This window comes from Enterococcus sp. AZ040, assembly GCF_050499185.1.
In the GTDB taxonomy this organism is placed as follows: Bacteria; Bacillota; Bacilli; order Lactobacillales; family Enterococcaceae; genus Enterococcus_D; species Enterococcus_D entomosocium.
Genome location: NZ_JBMHEW010000001.1, coordinates 3,183,533 through 3,207,619 on the forward strand (window position 1 = coordinate 3,183,533; position 24,087 = coordinate 3,207,619).

A 24,087-nucleotide genomic window follows, 5' to 3' on the forward strand; every position below is an offset into this window, starting at 1 on the left:
ACACACAAATGTTACCAAAATGTGTGTATCAAACAAAAAAGTACGTACTATACAACCTTACCTCCTCATTATATGATGATTACAGAAAAAAATAAAGGAGATGTTTTTATGATCGAAAAATTATCGGATACCGTTACACTGAACAACGGCAGCAAAATCCCCGGTTTGGGGTTAGGTGTCTTTCAAATCCCTGAAGCTGAAACAGCAGAGGTCGTGAAACAGGCCATTATCAATGGGTATCGCCTGATTGATACGGCGGCTATTTACGGCAACGAAACAGGAACAGGGGAAGGAATCAAACAAGGCTTACAAGAAACGGGGTTGGCTCGTGAAGAACTCTTTGTCACTTCCAAACTTTGGAACGATCATTTAACTTATGATGAAACGATCCATGCTTTCAATGAAAGTTTGGCCCGCTTAAACCTCGAGTATCTCGACTTGTACTTGATCCATTGGCCGGGAAACCAGGCATTTCAAGAGTCATGGCGCGCCTTGGAAGACTTGTATGCCGCTGGAAAAATCAAAGCAATCGGGGTCAGCAACTTCCAGATTCATCACTTGGAGCAACTATTGGCCGCTGCTAAGGTCGTTCCTGTCGTCAATCAGATCGAACTGCATCCCAAACTTACGCAGCAAGACCTGCGGGACTTTTATGCTGAAAAGGGGATTGCGATCCAAGCTTGGTCACCTTTGATGCAAGGCAAACTGCTGAAAGAGGAAACCGTCTTGGCGATCGCCGATGCACAGCAAAAATCAGCGGCACAAGTGCTTTTACGCTGGGCTATCCAACAAGGAATCTTAGTCAATGTCAAATCGACACACCCTGAGCGAATGCGCGCCAATGCAGCGATTTTTGATTTCCATTTATCAGAAGATGAAATGGCTCGCTTGAACGCATTAAATGAGGACCTGCGAGTGGGTCCAGATCCAGACACATTCGATTTTCATTAACCAAACGATATACTAAACAAAACCTTAGGAGGAAGTATAATGACAAACACAAACACAGGCTTTTCAATGGTGAACCACGTGGGAATCACCGTCAGCAATCTCGAACGTTCCATCCAATTTTATGAAGCATTAACTGGAAAGAAAATCGCCAATCAAGATACGATCGGTGGCAAACGAATGGCGCAAACGCAAGGTTTAGAGGATACATTGATCAAATACGCCAATCTTCATTTAGACAATCTCAACATCGACCTTTTAGAATACGTCGAACCAAAATCCAACAAAGCTAGCTATTCCAATGAGCAAATCAGTGCCATGCATCTTTGTTTTGAAGTCGAAAATATTGATGAAGCCGTTGCTCGTCTAAAAGCCATCGGGGTTGAACCTGACGGTACCCCAATCGTTTTTGAAGAACAAGATGGTTTAAAAAGCGGCTTCGGGACAGGTGTTGCCTACTTTACAGATCCAGATGGTACCAATCTTGAACTGATTGCACCTAAAGGACCATTTCAACGCGGATAATTGAAAAAGGGATGGCGACTTATAGCGCCCTCCCTTTTTATTTACGCAAAACTATCTATTTTTTCAATAGTTCCCCTTCATAGAACCCTTTACAGCGAGTACAATAAATAGATAATCCTTTTTATTCGCTGATTTTCCCAACAAACCTCGCTTGAAAGGAAGTGATCTCGATCGATATTGGTCTTTTGTTGTTGATTTTTACGGGTATTTTTTTCATCGTCTTCCGGTTCTTTTACCGAGAAGAACCCAATTATATATTCGGCTTTCGCACCAAGCGCAGTACAGCCAGTGTCAGCAATTGGCGTTTTTCCCAGCAGTGGTTCTCCCTGTTGGCGATGCTCTTTCTAGGTGGGGTCATTTTGCTGCAGCGCAACGAGCTGATTGAAGAGAAATTTTACCAGATAGCCGTCCTTGGTAGCTATCTTCTAGCAGCACTGCTGGTAGAAATAGCGCTTTATCTCAAAGATTCACGCGCGAGCACCAAAAAGTAAGACGAAAAAGACATTCCGGGGAATGTCTTTTTTCTATTCTTTATTTTGACTGTGGATCGTGATTCCCAACACCAGGGCTAAAATTCCTGAAACCACCCAGATGGTCCGGTGGAATAAGAAAATTCCTAGCAAGCTGCTTAAAACCGCCCCAAAAAAGAAACCGCCGATGATCAAGGAAATAGAAATGATCTTGGGTGTCACTGATCGGTCCTGCTTAAACCCGCGCAAATACAAGTAATCAGCCAGCGAACGTAAATTGCCAGTGGTCATCGTGGTGGCATAGGGCATCCCTGCCAAGCGCCGATAAGCGGCATATTGAATCGCTGCAAAAAAAGATAATCCGGAATCAACCAGGACATTGGGTAAAGAACGCGCAAAAAAGCCCAGAACCAAAATACCGATTGCTTCAAAGATCAACGCAGCATTTTGCCAAACGATCCAACCACCAGTCGGAAAATGATGCTGCAGATAATTCGTCACCACGATCCCCACTAAAAACATACAGATTGGTGGCAGATACCGAAAGGCTTGTTCAAACTGCCCCGTTGAAAGATTGATCCCTAACAAAATAACATTCCCCGACTGCATGCTCGCAAACACTTCACCGTGAAAGAGATAGGTATAGGCATCTAAAAAGCCGCCAGCCATCGCGAGAAGAACCCCCACCGGCAAACTTTCATGCACGACAAACTCGGTTTTGCCTTTGACACTACTCAAACTTTTTTCCATTGGTTTCGCCTCTTGTTTTTTATACTTTCTAACAGCTTAACGCTTAAAAACGCCGACAACTCGTTATGTTTTGCGGCGTTTAGGTGACTTTTTCGATAACTGACAAATCAACCACCCCAAAAGAACGGCGGTCAGTGCTCCAGCTGAATCCAGCATGACATCTTGAAAAAGCGGCGTCCGTCCTCCCGTCAGCATTTGATGGTATTCATCGATCCCAGCATAGCCGGTAGCTGCTAACCAAGCAAAAAAAGCGGCTAGCCAATACGGCGTACGGCGATATACGAGAACGAAGAACAGACTGCCCCCTAAGACAAAATAGGTAAAGAAATGCGCGCCTTTACGAATGAAAAATTCCACAAATGAAAAATAGCCTTTTTCCGCAATACTGATCTCCGAACCAGCATAGGAAAAAGAAATCTTCTCTAGCCACTCTTTCAATGGTTCATTTTTTAAGATTCGTGAAAGCAACCCGATTTGTGATTGCTGCTCATAGGTTTGTGAAGAACTGATAAAGAGGATGACCATAACCGCAAGTGCGATACAAAAGTAAAAATTCGGTTCTTTCAGTAATTTTTTCATAGTTTTCACTCCTCATTTTCCTATCTTACCATTTTCATTTGGTGATGCAACTGTTTTTCCAGCAAACCGTGGTGACATTGCACACACAAAAAGAGTGCTTCCGTGAAGATTAGAAGCACTCTTTCTTTTTAAAAATAGCCATCGGTATGAAAAGCCGTCACCCGTTTGGTTGTGAGATTTTGGGGCTTGTGACGTTCAGCTCCTTCAACGATTCTCAGGGCTGTTTTGCGTTTTTTTCTCCAGTAAACAATGACGAACCCATCTCGTAGCCTTCTACATAATGGTTCAACCGATCGACGACCTCTGCTGCCGCTTCTTGTGACGGCGTGATGATCAATAAAATATCAAACCCTGCAATCGTGCCGACAATTTCTGGTAGCTCCATTTCATCAAGATAATTGGCGATCACATCGGCGCCGTTTTCAGCAGTATGAACGACAACTAAAAAGTCAATCTGCGTAATCTTTTTTAGGTACTCATACATCGAAAACGCAATTCTGTCTTCTAGATCCTGCTCTTTGGATTCAAAGATCGAATAATACGGCCGACCGTTTTTAGCATACGTTTTAGCGATGTTCATTTCCCGCATGTCTCTAGAAATCGTGGCTTGGGTAGCTGAAACATTTTCTTTTTTTAATAAATTCATCAATTCTTCTTGAGACTCAATCCGATGTAGGACAAAGAGTTTTTTGATAATTGCTTGTCGCTCTTTTTTTTTCATTTACTTGATCCGCTCCTCTCAAGTCGCCTCGCTTACTGAAATAGTTGATCCGTCTCGTTCACATCTTGAAACGTAGCTTACAAGAACAACATTGAGAAGATTAAAATGGCAAGATTGGAAATTCCGATAACCAGTAACGGTTTGCGCATAAAGCGGGTCCAAGTGGAATAGTTGACCCGAGCCAGCTCCAATCCCCCCATCACGACGCCAGAAGTTGGTGTGATCAAATTCACTAATCCGCAACCAGCAGTAAAGATCATCACCATGACGTTCGGATTGAGTCCGATGCTTTGCGCCAAGGCCCCCATGATCGGGATCGATACATACGCTAGTCCGGAAGTCGATGGAATCAAGAACGATAAGAGCAGATACAAAATGTAGGCGCCAATCACAAACAGGACAGGTGATAGACCTTCTAAAAGATGGGAAGCCCGATCCAAAATAAACAGATCCAAGTACGTCGTTTGCATAATGTAGGAAGCACCCCGTGCCACAACGATGATCAAGACAACGGATAAAATGTCTTTGACCCCATCGATAAAGTTGGTCACGATTTCTTTTTCTGAGAATCCTTGAATCAACGCAATGATGATACTGATGTAGAAGAACCACATGGCCAAATCACCAAAATACCATTCACCGAAGCTATTGCCGGTCAAAAAGGCGGTCCAACCGTCAAACACATGGATATCAAAGTCGCCCCAAGGAATCAAGGAAACCACCATGATCACAAAGGATAAACCAAAAATCGTCAAAATCAGGCGATGTTTTTGCGTAAACACCAAGGCTTCGTTCGTGTCTTTGACAAAATGTTCTTCCATTTCTTTTTGCTCTTGCAGCGATAAGATCGTGGAGCCTTTGTCGGCTTTGACTTTTTTGGCATAAGACATCACCACAAAGATACAGTATGCGGTCGTGACTAACCAAAGCAATGCCCCGACTACTAAGATCGTGCCATTGTTTGGGGCAATATCGATGCTTCGCAAGGCATCCATCGCAACGCCGGTCGCAAAGGGATTGACGGTGGAGCCAATCACGCCGGCACCAGCACCCAGCATAACGGTTCCTGCTGCGACGATCGTATCAAAACCTGATGCCACCATCGTTATTGCTAATAAGGAATAAAAAGGAATCGTTTCTTCCGCCATTCCATAAGTGGAGCCGCCGATCGAAAACAAGATCATTAAAATCGGAATCAAAATCAACTCATTGCCTTTGAGTTTTTTGACCAAATGCTGAATCCCGGCTTCCAAAGCGCCTGTTCGCGTGACGATATTCAAAAAACCACCCAAACAGAGAATAAACACACAGATCTCGATCGCATCACGAAATCCGTTAAAAGGCGCCATAAAGAAATCAGAAAACTTGGCACCCACCACTTGGCTGACCATCTCTTCTTGGCCTGCTGGTAAAGAAGGCGCAAAAGGCTGCCCTGCTAAGAGCCAGGAAGCGACCGTCAAGGCGATAATGATCAGAAATAAGATACTGAATGATGTCAGCGACTTTTTTTCTTTTTGCTTTTTTTTCATCTGTGTTCCCCCTTTTTTGAATCGATCCTATTTGCTGCCAGCCATTACTTGGCAACATGAGAAAAATAATCTTGGTCATAAATAATGAGTTCTTTGTAGCGATAATAAATCTTTCTTTTATGCACGAGCGCCTTGAGCGTTTGACTGACTGTCTCTCGCGTCGTTCCACTGTACTTGGCTATATCATTGATAAAAACTGGAAAAGGGATGCGAATCTGCTCACCTTGTGTCTGCCCATGCTCGATCATCAAAAGACCAATCGTATTAACGACTCTTGTTTGCGCGCTGGAGGTGACACAATACTCGACACGGCGTCTTTGCTTTTCCAACTGCCGGCTCATTTGCTGATTGAGCCACAGCAACTGACTTGTAGACGAAACGACTAGCGGTTCAAACAGTGACATCGCTGCAAACTGCACGACAATGTCTGTTGCAGCGAATGCCGATACATCATAGTTGTCTCTTTCAAACAAGCCAATCAAAGGAAATAACTGATCTGGCCCAACAAAATCTACATAACAATAGGAATCAGTTCCGTCGGTCTTTTCGATCCGCACAAGTCCTTCTATCACAAGGAATATCCGATCTCTTACGTCGCCTTCATAAAAAAGCACTTGACCTTTTTTGTACGTACGGCAGTAAATATGCTCTTTCAAACGCTGCTGATTTTCTTCTTCCAGCCATTGAAAGCTGTTCGCTCTTGTTGATGGATCTTTTATTTGGTGGTCGATCATTTTTCTCACTCCAATGTTTTGGGTCTTGCTTTGCTGCTTCGCTTACTTCCAGGTGATCTGCGTGCCAGCATCATCGATAGCTGCCAGCTTGTCTAAAGAAGTAATCACTGCCCGTTTTTCCGCCCCCATTTTGACAAAGTTCAAAGCGGCTTGTACTTTCGGCAACATACTACCTGGTGAAAAATGGCCTTCATCGACATAGGTTTCCAATTCCGCGGCGGTCACATGATCCAACCACTGCTCACTTTCCTTGCCAAAGTTCAAAGCGATTTTTTCTACGCCCGTTAAAATGATCAGCTGATCCGCATCGACTAATCGAGCCAATTTTTCAGAAGCAAAATCTTTATCGATCACGGCTTCAACACCCAGGCCATTGTCTAGCACGGGAATGCCGCCGCCTCCTGCACAAATGACGATCGTGTTTTGTTCAATCAGCGCTTTGATGCTGGCAACTTCTTGGATCGCTTGTGGTGCAGGACTAGCCACGACTTTCCGCCAGCCACGACCAGCATCTTCCCGGTAGATGGCATCTGAAGCCGCCATGGCTTCTTTGGCAGCCGTTTCCGTTAAGAACGGCCCGATTGGTTTTGTCGGATGGGCAAATGCTGGATCTTGGGCATCGACTGTAATTTCCGTGACCACAGTCACCACCGGCTTCGCTATTTGTGCTGCTTTCAACTGGATTCTCAGCTCATTTTGCAACCAATAGCCAATACTGCCTTGGGTCATGGCGACACAGGTATCTAAAGGCATTGCTGGGTTTTTGCTAGAATCGCTCGCTTGCTGCTGCAAAACCAGGTTTCCCACTTGGGGACCATTCCCATGAGTAATGATCAAATTGACGTCTTTTCGGATCAAGGGAATCAGGTAGTCCACGGTCTGTTTGAGTCGCTCTTTTTGCCCTTTGGCACTGGCATCTTCTGCTAAGATGGCGTTGCCGCCAAGGGCGACAACGATCGTTGGTTTCTTTTCACTCATCTGCTCACTGCTCCTTCTCACACTCTAGGAATAAATAGATCGCCTAATGTTACTGCCATGATCGCTTTGATCGAGTGCATCCGGTTTTCAGCCTCTTCAAATTGACGACCCCAGTGACTACGGAAAATATCGTCTGTGATCTCCATTTCAGAAATGCCAAATTTTTCTTCGATCATTTTTCCATACGTCGTATTCGTATCATGGAACGCTGGCAAGCAGTGCAGCACGATCAAGCCATCGTCTTGTTTTCCGGTGGCCATCACCATTTCGCGGTTGATCTGGTAATCTTTCAACAGCTTCACCCGCTCTTCGAACTGGTCTTCTTCCCCCATTGACACCCAAACATCGGTATACAAGACGTCTGCATCTTTGACGCCTTTTTGGATATCATCTGTTACCATCAACTGACTGCCAGATTCTTTAGCAAATTTGTTGGCATAGTCTGTCACTTCTTGCGCTGGGAAAAGTTCTTTTGGTGCACAGATACGAACGTTGACCCCTAAAATTGCCCCCGTCACTAACAAACTATTCGCCATATTGTTCCGGCCGTCGCCCACATAAACTAGCGTAATGTTTTCCAAGGTGCCGAAGTTTTCTTTGATGGTCATAAAGTCAGCGATCATTTGGGTTGGGTGCCATTCATCGGTTAAGCCATTCCAAACAGGAACACCGGAGAATTTGGCTAAATCTTCAACGACTTGTTGACTGAATCCACGAAACTCAATACCGTCAAACATGCTGCCTAAAACTTTTGCTGTATCTTCGACAGATTCTTTTTTGCCTAGCTGAATATCATTCGCGCCTAAAAATTCTGGATGGGCACCAAGATCGATGGCAGCTGTCGTAAAGGCCGCCCGTGTCCGAGTCGATGTTTTTTCAAACAAAAGGGCAATGTTCTTGCCTTCTAAATAACGATGAGAAATATTTTGTTTTTTCAATTGTTTTAAATAGATTGAAAAATCAATGAGGTATTCTAACTCGGCTTTCGTAAAATCTTTTTCTGCTAAAAAACTTCTTCCTTTAAATACTTGTTCCATCGATGATTCCTCCTCTGATTTAAATATCTTCTCTAACAAATGGCATGCTCATGCAACGAGGACCGCCACGACCACGAACCAATTCACTGCCGGAGATTTTGTGCAATTTGATACCGGCTTCTGCCAACTTCTGATTGGTGATGGTATTGCGGTCATATACGACGACTTCGCCAGGTGCGATCGTCAAGGTATTGGAACCGTCATTCCATTGTTCCCGAGCTGCTGCAATCAAATCACTGCCGCCGCAACGAATCAATTCAACCGTATTTAGTTCTAGATAGCGACATAAAATATTTTCCAACGTGTCCTTTTCTTCTTTGATCGTCACCCCATCACCTGCTCGTGAGATTGAATAAACCGTCAGCTCTCCTTCGATTTCTGGATGGATCGTAAACTTGTCATGATCGACCATTGTAAATACCGTATCTAAATGCATGAATTTGCGCTCTTGACCAATGTCAAACGCTAGAACATACTCAAAGCTTGGCTCATTTTCGAACACTTTGCGGGCCAGCTGCTCAATCGAAGCGGCATCCGTTCGTTGCGAGATACCAATCGCCAACACATGTTTTGACAGAACTAATTCGTCGCCACCTTCGATGCGGGTTGGTTGGGCGCGATCATAAAGCATATGAGGCGGATTTTGCTGGAACATTGGATGATGAGCAAAAATATATTTGCCGTATAACGTTTCGCGCCGTCTTGTTTCTGAATACATGCGATTCAAGGATACTCCGTTACCAATCGTCGCAAAGGGATCTCGTGTAAAATACAAATTCGGCATTGGATCGATCAGAAATGGGTATTGATCATCCACGGTCCCAGCGAGGCTCTGGGTATTTGGCAGCTCCAGTTCATTTTTGGCTAAACCAGCCATAGTTTTGTCGATCAGTTCCCGATCATTGTCACAAGACATAAAATAATCCGTGACTTCTTTGATGATCTCAGAACTTTGGATTGTAGTTTCCGCTAAATAATCCTTGAGAAATTGCTGTTTGATTTCTGGTGACGTGAGCGATTCAGCAGCTAAATCTTCTAGATACAACACCTCCACATCATTTTGACGTAGGACTTCCGCAAACCGATCATGTTCTGCTCTGGCTTGTTCCAAAAAAGGAATATCATCAAATAGCAGGCGGTTCAAATGATCAGGAACAAGGTTCTCCAATTCCCGACCAGGGCGGTGAAGCATGACTTGCTTCAATCGTCCAATCTCTGAAAAAACATGAATAGCATTTGGCATTTTTCTTCCTCCTTCTTCTGTTTACACCTCTATGCTACCTAATTGTATACGCTTTCGCAGTGGTATATTTCGTGTTCTTTTCGCAAAGGATTTGGCATTATGCATGAAAAAGCGAATATCGCTCATCAGGCGTTTTTTTACTCGCTGTTTTTTTTCATATGTAATATTTATCCATCGATTTTTTTCTAAGAATTTGATGAGGATGTGATAGTTTTTTTATTTTTGACGTTTTTCCGCCCTATCAATAGATCAAGGAGTTATACATTCCATTTTTTGTTTTTGGTACAGTTTCATCAAGAACCCTTATTTCATAAGGATTCTGATGGTTGCGACCAAATTTCGTTATGCTATACTTAATAAGATCGAAGGAAAAGAAAGGGGTTTGATAGGAATGACCTATTCAATCAATTGGAATCTGGAAACAATCTTTCCGGGAGGCAGCGATTCTGTTCAATTAAAAGAACGCATGAGCCAACTGGAAGAACAAATTGCAAATTACCGAACAACAGTCGATGCATGGCCGCCCAACAGCGAAGACGATGCAGCAAAATTAGAAGAGTTACTTGATTTATCCGCAACTATTAGTCAAGGATTTTCACAATGCGGCAGCTTTATCAATGCCTTGCTTTCAGCGAATGTCAATGACAGCAAAGCCAAAATCCTGACGGGTGACCTCTACGCAAAATTGCCAGCACTGCAAGCAGCACAAACCGTTTTCTCGAAAAAATTGACAGAAATTTCTGAGGATGATTGGACAGCACTAGTTAAAGCGGAAAACTTAGCACCTGTCGCTTTTCGTTTAAGCGAGATTCGCCGCGACGGCAAAGAATTGTTATCCGAAGCAGAAGAGACCATCATCAATACTTTAAATTTAGATGGCTTGAATGCTTGGAGCCAACATTACGATACGATCGTTGCCTCGATCGAAATTCCTTTCCTGCAAGAAGACGGCACGACGATCAAGTTTTCAGCTGGTCAAGCCTTCAATAAAATGATGGGTGATCCTGATCCGGAAGTTCGTGCGCGTTTATTCGACACTTGGGAAAAGACGTGGGCAGAAAAAGAAGACCTCTTTGCGGATACCTTGAACCACTTAGACGGTTTCCGCCTTTCTACCTTCAAACTTCACGGTGTCACTGATTACTTGAAGGAACCATTAGAATACAATCGTCTGCAAAAAGCGACATTGGATGCTATGTGGGGCACGATCCAAAAGAACAAACAGCCGATCGTTGATTTCTTGACCCGCAAAGCGCAGCTTTTCGGCAAAGAAAAAATGGAATGGCAAGACCAAGATGCGCCAATCATCCTTGGCGATATGGAAGAAAGAACCTACACCTTTGATGAAGCAGCTGACTTCATTTTGACCAACTTCCGTAAGTTCAGCCCAAAAATGGCTGACTTTGCCCAAGTCGCTTTTGAAAAAAGCTGGATCGAAGCAGAAGATCGTCCCGGCAAACGTCCTGGCGGCTATTGCACCAGCTTGCCAGAAACCAAAGAATCACGTATTTTCATGACCTACAGCAATTCTGTCAACGAAGTAGCGACGCTTGCCCATGAGCTCGGTCACGCTTTTCACAGCAGCGTTCTTTGGGAGCTGCCAGAATTAAACCGCAACTATGCCATGAACGTTGCCGAAACAGCAAGTACCTTTGCTGAATTGATCGTTGCTGATGCAACCCTCAAAGAAGCAACGACAAAAGAAGAAAAAATCAATCTATTGGATGCTAAAATGCAAAATGCGATCGCGATGTTCATGAACATCCACGCACGTTTTATTTTTGAGAACAGCTTCTATCAAGCTCGTCAAAAGGGCTTGGTTTCAGCGGAACAAATCACGGAAATGATGACTGCGGCGCAAAAAGAAAGCTATGCGGATGGGTTAGCGACTTATCACCCACATTTCTGGGCAGCCAAATTGCACTTCTTTATTGACGATGTGCCGTTCTACAACTTCCCTTATACCTTTGGTTACCTCTTTAGTATGGGGATCTACGCGTATGCCAATGAAAAAGGGTCTAGCTTTGAAGAAGAATACATTGCTTTATTGCAAGATACTGCTTCAATGACGACGGAAGAACTGGCGCAAAAACACCTTGGTGTCGATTTAACGAAACCAGACTTCTGGCAAGCAGGGATCGACATGGTCCTAAAAGATGTTGCCAGCTTTATGGAATTGACTGAAGACTATATCTAAAAGAAAAAACCCTCTTCCAACAAGACGCTTGGAAGAGGGTTTTTCTATCAGGCATTCAATAAAGTTAAGCCAATCGTTAAGTAGCCGGCGTATAAACACCAAATCAAATAAGGAATAAACAAGTACATCGCTTTTTTGTCGATGCGAGCAAAGAGGATCATACAAATAATCACTGATAACACTAACAAGACAATAATGACCGTTCCTGCCCAGTAAGCATTCCAGCCAAAGAAAACGATACTCCAAAAGAAGTTTAATACTTGCTGGATCGCAAAGAAGATGTAGGCATTCTTTTTAAGCGCTGGATTGACTTTGGCGACGATCAACAGATACAACGCCGTTCCCATAAAGGCATACAAAATCGTCCAAACGATCCCAATGATCCCGCCAGGAGGGGCTAAAAAGGGTTTTTCCATTTGCGCATACGTTCCGGCAATGTCCCCTGCAAACAAACTCGATATGATTCCTGTTGCTTCAATGCCGATCACACAGACCAGCCAAATTAAAAATTTCATGTTCTCCACTCCTTCTTTTTTTCATAACTCACTAGTTTCATCGTACCATCGAATCGAAAAAAAGCAGAATAGAACGCTTAAAAAAAGAAACGGCCGTGTGGACGTTTCTTTCAAGGTAATTTTGATTATATTCAATGACAGCTACTTTGATTGTTCCTCTTCAAACTTCCGCCGTTCATTTTCTACATATTTGTATAACGAACCGTAGCGGCTGCGATAGCCTTTCTTCCATGGTTTCTCTTTGCCGCAAAAATGCAGCAAAACGGTATGTTCGATGACCCAATCCAAACTCCATTCCCCTAGGCTGATCGTCTCATACGTACGGTTTTTCCGTACATCATAGTTATAGAGCTGATCAGGAATCGCCAGCACCCGATCACCATATAACCCATTCAAAATATCTTGATCCGGCAAAAAGAGGTTCAAATGATTTTTCTCAATGAAGGCTGCGATTTCTGTTTCTTTGACCTCTTGCCGTAGCTGGTGCACATTCATCAGCAAGACACCTGAATTATAGTAGCCTTCTGACTCATAATTGCGCAAACGGACTTTATTGATGACCGTCGTCACTTCTGTCAGCTTGGAATGACTGGCAGCGGCATACAGAAAATCCCCTAACGTCAGCTCATACAAGGGGCGCAAATCATTGATGCACAAAATATCCGCATCCAGATACAGGATTTTTTCCACCTGCTGCGGCAAGTAATTTTGTGCCAACAATCGATAGTAGATTGATTCTGGGTAGCGGTCACTAACTGGTGCCGTTTTAAAGATCGAACCAGAACCGATGATGACGGGATGATAGGTCATCGCCAATTTTTGACAAAAGACCTCTAGCTCTGCACCTTGCCTCAATTCTTTTTCTTGTAAGACATAGACATCGAAAGATGCTGCTGTCGTATGGCGTTTGATTGAATATAACGTTGTTTTTAATTGTTCACTGAATCGATCATCAATCGCAAAAAGTAGATTCATGCTCTTGTTCACTCCTCTGTTACTGGATGCACTCGTTGGGCAAAAAATCGAACGCAGTTGCCCGCATCTTCTGTTCTTCTAGTATACCCGATTTTTAGTCATTCTTTCAGTGAAATAGCCTTTCCAGTGAAAACCATTCCTTGGAAACGCAAAAAAATGCTGCTCCATTCAATGAATGAAACAGCAAATGATCGATGATAAATGGTGACCTCCTAAAACAGATCAGCGAATCGTGGCAAAAGCTTTTGACCACAACAACAATTCATCCAGCATGTCATTGACACCTGCAGCCATGTGCGCACCGGGTTTGAAGGTACTGAAATTTTCAAAATCTGTGAAGAGATTGAAGGCTGGGTTAGTCCGCACGGTGGCAACTTTTTGTTCAGCTAAAACGTTACGCAATTGTTCAGCGGCACGAATCCCACCGCCAGAACCATAACTGACGATCCCAGCTGCTTTATCAAACCATTCTTCCCGTGCAGAGTCTACGGCATTTTTCAAGGAAGCCGCAAAACCGTGGTTGTATTCTTGTACGATGAAGATATAGCCATCTAATTCAGCGATTTTTTTGTTCCACGCCATGTTTGGCTCAGCCGTTCCCATAAACGGTAAATCAAATGCCTTTACATCAACGATCTCAAACTGATGCTCTGACCGTTGAGTAGCAATTTCTTGAATATATGCTCCGACTTGCGGACTTACGCGTCCTTCTCTTGTACTGCCTAAAATAATACCAAATTTCATGATAGGTTCCTCCTAAGATTGTTTTCGTTTGTTTTTTAACGATTGGCAAATGTGTCTGCCCAGTCCAGTAATTCCGTCAACATATCGTTCATTCCTGCCGTCATATGTTCGCCAGGAGTAAAGGTGGCAAAATTTTCAAAATCAGTAAATAAGTTGAAGGCTGGATTAGTGCGCACCGTGGCTACTTTTTGTTCCGCCAAAATCAAGCGAACTTGCTCAGCGGCCCGAATACCCCCTGCTGAACCATAGCTGACGATTGCTGCTGCTTTGTTGAACCATTCCTCGCGGGCGCTGTCTAACGCATTTTTCAAGGAAGCCGATAGCCCATGATTGTATTCTTGTACGATGAAGATATAACCGTCTAATTCAGCGATTTTTTCATTCCACGCTTGGTTCGCTTCGCCTGTACCCATAAAGGGCAAGTCGTAGTCTTTGATATCAATGATTTCAAATGAGCGGTCGCTATGTGCTCGTGCTGTTTGTAAAACGTAATTGGCTACTTGCGGACTCACGCGGCCTTCTCTCGTGCTGCCAACGATGATTCCGATTTTTTGCGCTTTTTTCTTTTCCGGAGTGCGATACACCTCTTTCATTACTTCTTTTTCAATTATTTGTTCTTTTTTCCCAAATCCAAAGACCATTCTTTTGTACTCCTTTTATTGTGTTTTCTTTAACGATGGACTCAGCATATCAAACTTACTTTTAGTAAGTCGATCATTTTGCTTACTTTTTGTTAGAAAAAAATCCCAGCTACTTCCTCTTGACATTCGTTCGGCACCGAACTATAATCAACTCATCGATATCATTAGGTACCGAACAATAATTCAAAAGGAGTGTTCTCAATGAGTACAATGACCGATCACTTAATGAAACAGCTTCGTTTTATCAGCGAAGCCAGCAATGCTTTTATGAGTCAAAATAACCAACGCCTTTCTGGACAGCAACGCGTCCTAGCCGTTTTAAATTTAGAAGATGGCTTGGTGCAAAATTACCTCGCAGAAGTTTTAGATTTACGGCCAAGTTCCTTGGCAGAACTATTGAAGAAAATGGAAAGCAGTGGGGATATCCAACGCAAAGAAGATGCAGCCGACAAAAGGATCAAACGAATCTTTCTGACAGAGACTGGACGAAAAAAAGCAGAAAAATTACTGGCACAAAAAGAAGCCGCCAGCAGTCAAACGTTTTTTGCTGGGTTAACAGAGGAAGAACAAACCGAATTTGCCCGTCTGCTTGAAAACATCGCCACTGGGTGGGAAGCTGACTTTCAGCAACAGACGCAACGCTTTATTGACCCGATGGATCGTCTACAAGCTATGCAGGAGATCCGGGAACAGATGATGAAGCAATGGGGTGGAAATTGGCAGGAAATGACGAATGACGATCGCCGAAAAATGAAGCAACAAATGAAAGATACTTGGCAAGATATGGGCGCTGACGAGCGGCGTCAAATGAAAAAGCAGATCAAAGAAGCCATGCGGCAAATGCCATTTCCTGGACACCGCGGCATGTTTGGCAATCGGTCATTTGGGCCATTTGGGCCATTTGATAGTAGCGAGGCGAATGATCCACGGGACACATGGGGAAAAGGCAACTTTTTTGATGCCTACGGGTTTGGACAAGACCGCAAAGCAAGACCTGATTCCGCTTCTAAAGACGAAGCAGCCGAAGATGATTGGCAGGATTTCTAATAGCACCTAATGAAAAAGAAAAAGCTGCAGGACATCTTGCTTGTAGCGGAGGAAAACGAATGGAAACAACGACACCAACAGTGAACAAAAACAAATTTAAAATGAAAGACTTTATCCACCTGATCGTCAGTGTCAATCCCAAGAAAGGCTTGTTTCTTTTAGGGATGCTCTTTAGCCTGATCACGAGTGCCGCCAGTTTGGTCGTGCCGCAGCTGACGAAAACGCTAGTCGATGCCAGCGGCACCCCCACGTTCAGCACCTCCATGCTGGTCGTTTTGATCCTAGCCTTTGTGCTGCAATTAGGCGTAGGCACTTTAGGCGGCTTTCTCTTGCGCTATGTGGGAGAAAGTGCCGTGAAAACATTACGAGAACGTCTTTGGAAACATCTGCTGCATTTGCCAGTCAGCTATTTTGATGACCATAAGTCGGGGGAAAGCAGTTCGCGACTCGTTAATGATACTTCCGTGATCAAAGAACTAGTCACCTCGCAATTTCCCAGCTTTGTCACTGGCTTGATCCAATTGGTTGGTTCGATGATCATCTTGTTTTTGATGGATTGGAAGATGGCGGCGATCATGTTCAGTGCGGTGCCTTTGATCACCTTGATCATGTGGCCGATCGGCAAGATCATGTCGAAACTAGGACGCCAACTACAAGCAGCGACTGCCGATTTCAATGCGGATGCCAGCGAAAAACTCTCAGAGATCCGTTTGATCAAAGCCAGCAACGGAGAAGCTAGTGAACAAGAAAACGGTCGGCGCAACATTGGGGCAATCTTTACCCTCGGGGTCAAGGATGCGAAAGTTAGTGCGATTTTGCAGCCAATCATGACGACGGCAATGCTGGGATTACTCGTAGGAATCCTCGGTTATGGCGCGATCCGTGTCCAAGCCGGCACCTTGACGAGTGGCGCATTGATTGCTTTTCTACTGTATCTCTTTAATATTATTGCGCCTGTGACGACGTTTGCGATGTTCTTTTCACAAGTCCAAAAAGCGATGGGTGCTACGGAACGGATCCAAGAAATTTTGGATACGCCGCTGGAGCCGATCCAGGCAGCACCCAAAGCCGCTATCGACGGCGCAGTCCTACGGGCAGAACAGATCGATTTCAGTTACGATCCCAAACGGCCGATTTTGCAAAACATTTCTTTTGAAGCCAAACCCAACACCGTGATTGCTTTTGCGGGACCAAGCGGCGGCGGAAAATCCACGATCTTCGCTTTACTGGAACGCTTTTATGAACCCACCAGCGGGCGCTTGCTGATTGGTGAACAGCCGATAGCTGACATTGATCTGCAGGACTGGCGGGCACAGATCGGCTATGTTTCCCAAGACAGTGCGGTCTTTGCCGGTACGATTCGGGAAAACTTGCAATACGGATTAAGCCGAACACTGTCAGAGGAGGAATTGTGGCAAGGACTGGCATTGGCTTATGCCGATCAGTTCGTCCAAGAGTTCCCCGAAAAACTAGAAACACAAATCGGCGAACGCGGCGTCAAACTATCTGGCGGGCAAAAACAACGGATCGCCATCGCACGAGCATTCTTGCGAGACCCCAAGCTGCTGATGCTCGATGAAGCGACCGCCAGCCTAGATTCTCAGTCGGAAGAAAAGGTCCAGCGGGCGTTGGATCATCTAATGGAAGGGCGCACGACATTAGTGATCGCCCATCGCTTGTCGACCATCGTGGATGCCGATCAAATCTACTTTATAGAAAAAGGTACCATTACCGGTCAAGGTACCCATGCAGAATTGATCAACAATCACCCGCTTTATGCTGCCTACGTGAATGAACAAATGATCAATTAAAGAATAAAAACTAGAAAAAAAACTGCTTATTGATGGATAAGCAGTTTTTTTCTATTAGCCAACGGCTGAATGTTGCTTCTCTTCACGCGCCACAGGCACTTGATTCCCTCGCTGTAATTCTTTCAGCACCTGGTTTTCTGCCCGCAATAAATCCCTTTCGCTTTGGGCAGTAGCAAGCTTTCCTTGATAGACCAAGACTTCTTCTTGGTAGGTTTTGGCGGTCTTTTGGACTTCTTCTTCTAACTGATCGATTTTATGGGTCAATTCTTGATTGATCTGTTCATATTTTAGGTAAAGCTTTTGGGCATTTTCGATATTCGTTTGTTCCAAATTCGCTTTGCTGGATACTCGGGTAGCCAAATAAGTAAGTACACCAGTAATGAGTGACGGCAAGACAACTGTTACGATCGATGTATCCATGATCCTCCCCCATTCTTTTTGATACGATTCATATCATCTGTTTCCAGTATAAAAGATACGATTCGTATCGTCAACTGATGTGATATTTTTTATATCAAATAATACAAAAATAGATACAAATTATATCCAACGTGCTATACTACAAAAAAGGAGGCGATCACTCATGCTTGGCGAACGGCTAAGAACACTCAGACTACGAACCAACCAAACCCAACAGCAGATCGCAGATCAGCTAGGGATCACCCGCGCAGCGTATTCGCATTTCGAAAATGATCGTAACGAACCCGATGGCGAGACCATCGTCAAACTCGCGGAGATTTTTCAAGTATCCACCGATTTTTTATTAGGCAGACAAGTCCCGGCAGGCTTTACGCCGCCCTCTGCAAAAGTTCAAACCGTTGCGGCCCATATTGATGATGACGTCACCGATGAGCAGATGGAAGATATCCTCAGCTACATTGAATTTATAAAACAGCGGCACGCCCAAAAGGAATGATGGAAATGGATAAAGTAGAAGAACTGATGGCCGCCTACCCAGACTTGCACTTTATTTTCGATAAAAATATGCCTGATGGTCAGCAAGGATTGTACATCGATCACCATATTTACTTGAACCCTGACCAATCACAAGAAGACCTCTTGAGCACCATCGGTGAAGAAATCGGTCATTATTTGACCAGTGCTGGCGACATTACCGCCCAAGACACCAACGAAAAACGCAAACAAGAACGCAAAGCCCGTGACATTGGTTCTGCGATCGTGGTCACGCCCTATGATATCATCGCTTGTTTTGAAGAAGGCTGCAAAACGTTGGCGGCATGCGCTGATTTTTTAGGTGTCCCCCCACAAACCTTCAAAGACGCAGTCACCTATTATGCTCGCCGCTTTGACGGTATCAAAACCGAAGAAAACTATACCTTGTTTTTCCATATCGACGGCACGATTGAAGTTGTCAAAACCTTTGGCAATCAAGGTTAAGCCTTTTTTGCACAAAAACAGACGTTCCTTTCCTGCTGCTAAATTCAGCGTTTACGGAACGTCTGTTTTTTATCCTTGCATGTTGACCCGCATCAATACGCGGTTCGGTCGATAGTTTTCTGAGGATTGATGAACCAGCGCGCCTTCCTCAAAACGATACAAATTGTATCCATAGCGTTCTTCAAAACGGACCATCCCCTCGCCTTCATCTTCCCCGACAAACGACATACTTGCCACAGTATAGTAAGGAATCCCTGCGATCGTTCCCGTAAATGCATGATGGGTATGTCCACTGAGAATACAAGAGATCTGATACTGCTGCAATAATGCCACCAAACGATTGGCACCGGCCCATGCCGGCGTGCTTGCTTGATAAGGCAACAAATGATGGTGCGTCACAAAAACGATCTTTTTCTCTTTGAGCTGCGCCAGCGTGGCTTGCAGCCATTCAAACTGTCGTTCATCTACGATACCGTCGGCATAGCCATAGCAGGAATTATCGAAAGTCACGATCGCCAATGTCTCCGTTTCATAGACTTGATTAAAAGGCGTATCACTGGCCGTTTCAACTGACTTACCTTGCCAGCCTTGGCGAAAATGCCGTTTGATATCGTGATTACCTAGCGTTACCACGATCGGCACTGAGCCAAAGGCTTTTTCTAAATATTGCTTCAAAGAGGCATAATCGGCAGGCGCGCCATCTTCGGTCAAATCGCCACTGATCACCACCAAATCGATCGCCCCTCGCGCCTTGGCATCTTGGATACACTCTTCAAGAGGAATCAAGGGATTTTGCATGGCTGCCAGCATTCCTTGATACCCTTCCTCACAAGGCAGGTAACTTTCTCGAAAATGGATATCTGATATATGCAATATATTCATAGGTTTATCTCAATTTCTTTCTGATGATTCCAGTCAACTGGTCTAATAAGAAGACGGTCACAACGACGCCCAACAAAATAATACTTACCTTGCTCCAGGTTCTGGTTTGAATAGCAAAAATCAATGGTGCACCGATCCCGCCAGCACCGACTAACCCTAACGTTGCCGCACTGCGGACCGCAATTTCATAATGATTCAATGCAAAGGAACTATAGATGGGTGCTAAGTAAGGGACCCGCACGAAAAACATCGTCTGCCAAAAGTTGGCACCAACTGCTTGCATCTCTTCCGTCAAGCGCTCATCCATGGCTTCCATTTCTTCCGTGAACAGCTTGCCCAGCATACCGATCTGGTGGACACCGATCGCCATAACCCCAGCGAAAGGTCCCGGACCTACCACACGGACAAAAATAATCGCATAAACTAGCTCTGGAAATGCCCGCAAGATATTGCAGATCATTTTGCCGATCTTCGCGACCCACGGCGCAGAAGACCATAGGTTGGCGGCACTCAGCAAGGTCACCGGTATCGCGCAGACTGTTGCGATCATCGTTCCTAGACAGGCGATCCCGATCGTCAGTAACAATAAGCTCCACAGATCCTCCCCGCTACCGTCGTAAAAGAAAGACCAGTCTGGCTGACTCAACCCTTGCAGGACATCTCTTCCCATCGCTAAGGAAAAAGTACTCAATCCGGAATAATCCAGCGTCGCTGCAGATAATGCCAGTAAGATAGCAAAGAGTCCCCATAACAGCCAAGTCGTTTTCTTCACTTCTCTGATCATCATAGGAATGACCTCCTTACCCGCTCACTTAGAAAATCAACGATCGCTACCGTTAGCAAAATCGTCAAGATAATGATCGAGACCCGTTCATAATTCAACAATGCCAATGAGGCGTTCAAGATGACCCCGATCCCGCCGGCACCAACATATCCTAACACCGTCGAAGCTCGAACATTGACTTCAAAGGCATAAAAAGTATAGCTGGCAAACTGGCTGATGACTTGAGGTATGATCGCCCAAACAGTCACTTGAAATTTATTTGCCCCTACCGCCGCCGCTGCTTCGATTGGCGCAAAATCAATGGTTTCGATCGCTTGGAACATCAGCTGTGAAACCATCCCAAAGGTAAAGACCGCGATGGTCAAAACACCAGTGGCTTCACCGATCCCAAAAATCGCTACGAACAATGCCGCCAACAATAAATTGGGGATCGTCCTCACCAGACCTAAGAGAAAACGCATCGGCACAGAGACCCACCGGCTTTCTGTCACGACTGTCGTCGCCAACAGACTCACCGGTATCGCTGCGACTACTCCTAAAACAGTGCCTAAAAAGGACATTTGCAATGTCTTGATCAAGGGCATCATCAGTTGCGGTAAATAACTAAAATCCGGATGCAAAAATCGAGCCATGAAAGCCGTCATCTGGCTTCGATTCGACCACACTTGTGCAAAATCAGCCCCCGTGATCCAGGCACTGCTTTGAAAAAAGAGCAGCAATAAAAGAATCAGCAGCAGGTGTTTGTACCAATTAAAATGAACTGTTTCTTTCAGTTTCATCGATTTCTCCTGCCTTTTCTTCAAAAATTGCTTTCCCATAGATTTGTTCTAAACGCTGATCCGTCAAAGCGGCTGCGTTGCCGTCAAAAACGATTGCACCTGCTTTTAAGGCAATGATCCTTGTTGCATACTGACGAGCCAAGGGAATCGAATGCAGATTGATGACAATCGTTTTGCCCATTTCTTGATTGATCTTCTTCAAATCCTCCATCACTTTCTCTGTGGTGATGGGATCTAGCGATGCCACGGGTTCATCTGCTAAAATCACTGGTGCTTGTTGGACCAAGGCACGGGCGATGGATACCCGCTGCTGTTGCCCACCACTCAACTGGTCGCTTCTCGTTTGCAGTTTGTCTGACAAGCCGACAGTCGCTAGTGCTTCTTTCGTTCTTTCGTAGTCTTCTTTCGTAAACAACCCTAAAATACTTTTCCATGTCCCGTAATACCCCAAACGACCAGATAGCACATTCTTTTGGACAGTACTACGTTTGACCAAATTGAAGCTTTGGGAGATCAATCCGATTTGTCGGCGAATCAAGCGCAATTCTTTTTTATTGGCTTTCGTGACTGATTTGCCATCTACCCGGATATCTCCTTCAGTGATTGGCACTAAGCGATTGATCGAGCGCAAAAAGGTACTCTTACCAGCACCGCTCAAACCAATGATTGCCACAAATTCTCCTTGTTCAATCGTTACATCTATGTTCTGTAATCCTTTGACCCCATTCGGGTAGACTTTGGATACATTCTCAAAAGTTATCATCTGTCTTCTCCATTATGTAGGGACCGCGGCAAAGTTTCCCCAATCGGTCACGGTCTATCTCACTAAAAAATGCACTGATACTGCGTATTCCACCTATTCCCCTAGTAAATCGCTGCACATCTCCGTGTCCCGTTATCCTTCTACCGCAATCCCTGATTTTTTACTCTGCTGCTCGTTTAGTATAGTCGCGAATGGTATCGTAAGCAGAATCAGCTGCTTCTTCATACCCTTGGTGTCCCCACAAGCTCATTGCTTCGGCGCCTTCTTCATCGTCTGCCATATTCAAGAACACTTCTTTGATCTGCTCTTTTAGTTCAGCATCCATCGTCGGTTGAACGGCAATGGCGTCATTCGGGATGTCCCCTTCGGTTAAGTAAAGAACTTTTAGATCTTCGAATAAATCGTTATCTGGGAAGCTTGAAGCAAAGACATTCCGTGCCCCTTGAAACACAAAGGCGGCATCCATCTGACCATTCAAGACTGCAGTGATCTCACTTGGAATATCGTTCACCGTCGTTAATGTAGCATCCGTCGTTGGATCAACTCCTGCATCTTTCAACTCGGCAACTGGGTAAATATAGCCGCTGGCAGAGTTCGGACTCAATGTAGCGATTTTTTTCCCTTTTAAGTCCGTCAATTCTGTCATATCGCTATCCGCACGTACCAAGATCTCCCCTTTGAAGGTATTGGTTTTTTCCCCTTCTAATGGCAAGCCGGTCTCTGGATCATAGGCACCTAATTGAGAAGTCAAAATCGCTTCTGCTGCATCCATATCTTTGGCTTGAACATAAGCGGCTGGCGGCATGATCCCTAAATCAACTTGTCCAGAAGCCATCGCTTCTACGATCGTCGAATAATCCGTTGCTAACGTTACTTCTACTTCACGGTCTAATTTTTTTGATAAATACTCAGCAAACGGTTTTGCTTTGGCTTGCATCGAGCCGTCATTGTTGGTCGGTACGAATTGTACCACCAGCTTTTCTTTTTCGGCTGCGGCACTGCTGTCGCTGCTGCTGCTCCCATTCCCACAGCCGGTCAATGCGGCAACTAACGCAATTCCTAACATTCCTTTAACAATTCGTTTCAATGGCATTTTTTCTCCTCCTAATGGTTTGAAGCTTTCTTACATTCAAATCATACCAAGTATCCCTTCAAAATGAAGTGACACATGTCCTATTTTACCTTATTTTTACATACAATTTACATTAGTTTTTATTTATCGTTCGTGTTGAGTCAAAAGGGGAACTAAGCTATACTTAAAGAAAACCATTCAGGAGTGGCTGATTCCCATGAAAAAAATCGATGATACCGCACGCCTCAGGAATTACATTGACACATACGATCTGCAATCTTATATGGACAATGATTTGTTAGCGATGGCCACTTTGCATTCCTTTGAAAAAGAAGAGCACCTGATTCGAACGGGCACGCCTTCTGAATACTTGTATTTTCTCGTAGAAGGAACCGTGATGGTCTATTCCTTCTCTTCGGATACCCAAACGATTTGTATTGATTACGCCAAGCCGGCTGCACCTTTAGGGGAAGCTTCCTCTTTATGGGAACTCTTGCCGAAAAGCAGTGTCAAAGCCGCTTCTGCTTGCGTCTGCGTCTGCATCCCTTTGAATCGCTACCGCAGCACCTTGCAACAAGACGTCCGCTTTTTGCAAACCATCTGTCAGTTGCTCAGTTCCCGCTTGAATTCGGGGATCAACTTAGCGAATTCATTGACGGAACCTGTAGAGACACGGTTGGCCAAATTTATTCTTGCGCATCAAGAAAACCAACACTTTTCCTTTCAGTTAACCACCTGTGCCGCAATCTTGAATGTCAGCTATCGCCACCTGCTGCGAACCTTTACCAGCTTTCGTGAAGACAAGCTGATCGAAAAACAAAAACAGGGCTATGCAATTCTCGATTTCCCCGCTTTAGAGTCGCTTGCCGAAAATTTAAGCCATGTATAAGGAGCAGCCCATAAGAATGTTCGGATTTTCCCTGAGTACGCGTTCCTGCTGTTGGTCTTGCCCTTAACTAGCGCTG

At 44.6% G+C, this 24,087-nt stretch carries 27 protein-coding genes; 9 read left to right on the forward strand and 18 right to left on the reverse strand.

Annotation, left to right across the window (positions count from 1 at the left end; genetic code table 11):
- Window positions 1-72 precede the first annotated feature (72 nt).
- The 3 genes from IGK63_RS14695 (at window position 73) to IGK63_RS14705 (ending at window position 1,964) form a co-directional block, all read left to right on the forward strand.
- A complete protein-coding gene (locus IGK63_RS14695; RefSeq protein WP_429972550.1) occupies window positions 73-951 on the forward strand; it encodes an aldo/keto reductase in 879 nt (292 codons plus the stop codon).
- 39 nt (window positions 952-990) lie between these two features.
- On the forward strand, window positions 991-1,473 hold the full coding sequence (locus IGK63_RS14700) for a VOC family protein (protein ID WP_005233337.1): 483 nt from the start codon (window positions 991-993) through the stop codon (window positions 1,471-1,473).
- 161 nt (window positions 1,474-1,634) lie between these two features.
- Window positions 1,635-1,964 (forward strand): SdpI family protein, encoded by a 330-nt coding sequence (locus tag IGK63_RS14705; protein ID WP_016611997.1) that lies wholly within the window; start codon window positions 1,635-1,637, stop codon window positions 1,962-1,964.
- 33 nt (window positions 1,965-1,997) lie between these two features.
- On the opposite strand, the gene IGK63_RS14710 is transcribed toward IGK63_RS14705, so the two are convergent.
- The 8 genes from IGK63_RS14710 to arcA form a co-directional block, all read right to left on the reverse strand.
- On the reverse strand, window positions 1,998-2,693 hold the full coding sequence (locus IGK63_RS14710) for a YoaK family protein (RefSeq protein ID WP_008380162.1): 696 nt from the start codon (window positions 2,691-2,693) through the stop codon (window positions 1,998-2,000).
- A gap of 63 nt (window positions 2,694-2,756) precedes the next feature.
- On the reverse strand, window positions 2,757-3,272 hold the full coding sequence (locus IGK63_RS14715; protein WP_008380164.1) for a VanZ family protein: 516 nt from the start codon (window positions 3,270-3,272) through the stop codon (window positions 2,757-2,759).
- Between the two features lie 214 nt (window positions 3,273-3,486).
- Window positions 3,487-3,993, reverse strand: a complete 507-nt coding sequence (locus tag IGK63_RS14720; RefSeq protein WP_005233333.1) for an arginine repressor — start codon at window positions 3,991-3,993, stop codon at window positions 3,487-3,489.
- Between the two features lie 77 nt (window positions 3,994-4,070).
- Window positions 4,071-5,522: a YfcC family protein gene (locus IGK63_RS14725; RefSeq protein ID WP_008380167.1), complete on the reverse strand. Its 1,452-nt coding sequence runs from the start codon at window positions 5,520-5,522 to the stop codon at window positions 4,071-4,073.
- A gap of 44 nt (window positions 5,523-5,566) precedes the next feature.
- Window positions 5,567-6,256, reverse strand: a complete 690-nt coding sequence (locus IGK63_RS14730) for a Crp/Fnr family transcriptional regulator (protein ID WP_005233329.1) — start codon at window positions 6,254-6,256, stop codon at window positions 5,567-5,569.
- A 42-nt stretch (window positions 6,257-6,298) separates the two neighbouring features.
- Window positions 6,299-7,234 carry a carbamate kinase gene (arcC, locus tag IGK63_RS14735; protein ID WP_005233327.1) on the reverse strand — a complete coding sequence of 312 codons (936 nt, stop codon included), beginning with the start codon at window positions 7,232-7,234 and terminating at the stop codon, window positions 6,299-6,301.
- Window positions 7,235-7,251: 17 nt separating this feature from the next.
- Window positions 7,252-8,271, reverse strand: coding sequence for an ornithine carbamoyltransferase (gene argF, locus IGK63_RS14740; protein ID WP_008380172.1), 1,020 nt, complete (start codon window positions 8,269-8,271; stop codon window positions 7,252-7,254).
- Window positions 8,272-8,290: 19 nt separating this feature from the next.
- The gene (gene arcA, locus IGK63_RS14745; RefSeq protein ID WP_008380174.1) at window positions 8,291-9,514 is read right to left on the reverse strand and encodes an arginine deiminase; all 1,224 of its coding nucleotides are present in this window, start codon (window positions 9,512-9,514) and stop codon (window positions 8,291-8,293) included.
- Between the two features lie 322 nt (window positions 9,515-9,836).
- Between arcA and IGK63_RS14750 the strand changes: the two genes are divergently transcribed.
- A complete protein-coding gene (locus IGK63_RS14750; RefSeq protein WP_429972526.1) occupies window positions 9,837-11,711 on the forward strand; it encodes a M3 family oligoendopeptidase in 1,875 nt (624 codons plus the stop codon).
- Window positions 11,712-11,758: 47 nt separating this feature from the next.
- On the opposite strand, the gene IGK63_RS14755 is transcribed toward IGK63_RS14750, so the two are convergent.
- From IGK63_RS14755 to IGK63_RS14770, 4 genes are all read right to left on the reverse strand, one after another.
- On the reverse strand, window positions 11,759-12,226 hold the full coding sequence (locus IGK63_RS14755; protein ID WP_005233316.1) for a TspO/MBR family protein: 468 nt from the start codon (window positions 12,224-12,226) through the stop codon (window positions 11,759-11,761).
- Window positions 12,227-12,367: 141 nt separating this feature from the next.
- On the reverse strand, window positions 12,368-13,201 hold the full coding sequence (locus IGK63_RS14760) for a glycosyltransferase family 8 protein (RefSeq protein ID WP_005233315.1): 834 nt from the start codon (window positions 13,199-13,201) through the stop codon (window positions 12,368-12,370).
- A gap of 222 nt (window positions 13,202-13,423) precedes the next feature.
- Window positions 13,424-13,945, reverse strand: a complete 522-nt coding sequence (locus tag IGK63_RS14765; protein WP_005233313.1) for an NADPH-dependent FMN reductase — start codon at window positions 13,943-13,945, stop codon at window positions 13,424-13,426.
- A 35-nt stretch (window positions 13,946-13,980) separates the two neighbouring features.
- Window positions 13,981-14,586 (reverse strand): NADPH-dependent FMN reductase, encoded by a 606-nt coding sequence (locus tag IGK63_RS14770; RefSeq protein ID WP_008380194.1) that lies wholly within the window; start codon window positions 14,584-14,586, stop codon window positions 13,981-13,983.
- A 201-nt stretch (window positions 14,587-14,787) separates the two neighbouring features.
- Between IGK63_RS14770 and IGK63_RS14775 the strand changes: the two genes are divergently transcribed.
- Both IGK63_RS14775 and IGK63_RS14780 read left to right on the forward strand, forming a co-directional pair.
- The gene (locus tag IGK63_RS14775) at window positions 14,788-15,633 is read left to right on the forward strand and encodes a MarR family transcriptional regulator (RefSeq protein WP_016612002.1); all 846 of its coding nucleotides are present in this window, start codon (window positions 14,788-14,790) and stop codon (window positions 15,631-15,633) included.
- A gap of 59 nt (window positions 15,634-15,692) precedes the next feature.
- Complete coding sequence (locus tag IGK63_RS14780; protein ID WP_008380198.1) at window positions 15,693-17,444, forward strand: ABC transporter ATP-binding protein; 1,752 nt, start codon at window positions 15,693-15,695, stop codon at window positions 17,442-17,444.
- Window positions 17,445-17,498: 54 nt separating this feature from the next.
- Here IGK63_RS14780 and IGK63_RS14785 read toward each other — a convergent pair whose 3' ends face one another.
- Window positions 17,499-17,864 carry a hypothetical protein gene (locus tag IGK63_RS14785; RefSeq protein WP_005233306.1) on the reverse strand — a complete coding sequence of 122 codons (366 nt, stop codon included), beginning with the start codon at window positions 17,862-17,864 and terminating at the stop codon, window positions 17,499-17,501.
- Window positions 17,865-18,027: 163 nt separating this feature from the next.
- Here IGK63_RS14785 and IGK63_RS14790 point away from each other — a divergent pair, with 163 nt between their 5' ends.
- Window positions 18,028-18,360 carry a helix-turn-helix domain-containing protein gene (locus tag IGK63_RS14790; RefSeq protein WP_005230670.1) on the forward strand — a complete coding sequence of 111 codons (333 nt, stop codon included), beginning with the start codon at window positions 18,028-18,030 and terminating at the stop codon, window positions 18,358-18,360.
- Between the two features lie 5 nt (window positions 18,361-18,365).
- Window positions 18,366-18,842, forward strand: coding sequence for an ImmA/IrrE family metallo-endopeptidase (locus IGK63_RS14795; protein ID WP_034858679.1), 477 nt, complete (start codon window positions 18,366-18,368; stop codon window positions 18,840-18,842).
- A 69-nt stretch (window positions 18,843-18,911) separates the two neighbouring features.
- Here IGK63_RS14795 and IGK63_RS14800 read toward each other — a convergent pair whose 3' ends face one another.
- The 5 genes from IGK63_RS14800 to IGK63_RS14820 all read right to left on the reverse strand — a co-directional run bounded on the left by IGK63_RS14800 (window position 18,912) and on the right by IGK63_RS14820 (window position 23,143).
- Window positions 18,912-19,724, reverse strand: a complete 813-nt coding sequence (locus tag IGK63_RS14800; RefSeq protein ID WP_005233299.1) for a metallophosphoesterase family protein — start codon at window positions 19,722-19,724, stop codon at window positions 18,912-18,914.
- Window positions 19,725-19,728: 4 nt separating this feature from the next.
- The gene (phnE, locus tag IGK63_RS14805) at window positions 19,729-20,511 is read right to left on the reverse strand and encodes a phosphonate ABC transporter, permease protein PhnE (protein WP_016612003.1); all 783 of its coding nucleotides are present in this window, start codon (window positions 20,509-20,511) and stop codon (window positions 19,729-19,731) included.
- The gene (gene phnE / locus IGK63_RS14810; protein WP_008380208.1) at window positions 20,508-21,287 is read right to left on the reverse strand and encodes a phosphonate ABC transporter, permease protein PhnE; all 780 of its coding nucleotides are present in this window, start codon (window positions 21,285-21,287) and stop codon (window positions 20,508-20,510) included. Before phnE (IGK63_RS14810) ends, phnE (IGK63_RS14805) begins: the two co-directional genes overlap by 4 nt.
- Window positions 21,259-22,050 carry a phosphonate ABC transporter ATP-binding protein gene (gene phnC / locus IGK63_RS14815; protein WP_005230661.1) on the reverse strand — a complete coding sequence of 264 codons (792 nt, stop codon included), beginning with the start codon at window positions 22,048-22,050 and terminating at the stop codon, window positions 21,259-21,261. Before phnC ends, phnE (IGK63_RS14810) begins: the two co-directional genes overlap by 29 nt.
- A gap of 160 nt (window positions 22,051-22,210) precedes the next feature.
- Entirely contained in the window at window positions 22,211-23,143 is a 933-nt protein-coding gene (locus IGK63_RS14820; RefSeq protein WP_008380209.1) for a phosphate/phosphite/phosphonate ABC transporter substrate-binding protein, read from the reverse strand.
- 196 nt (window positions 23,144-23,339) lie between these two features.
- On the opposite strand from IGK63_RS14820, the gene IGK63_RS14825 reads away from it, so the two are divergent.
- Window positions 23,340-24,011, forward strand: a complete 672-nt coding sequence (locus IGK63_RS14825) for a cyclic nucleotide-binding domain-containing protein (protein WP_008380210.1) — start codon at window positions 23,340-23,342, stop codon at window positions 24,009-24,011.
- The last annotated feature ends 76 nt before the right edge of the window (window positions 24,012-24,087 follow it).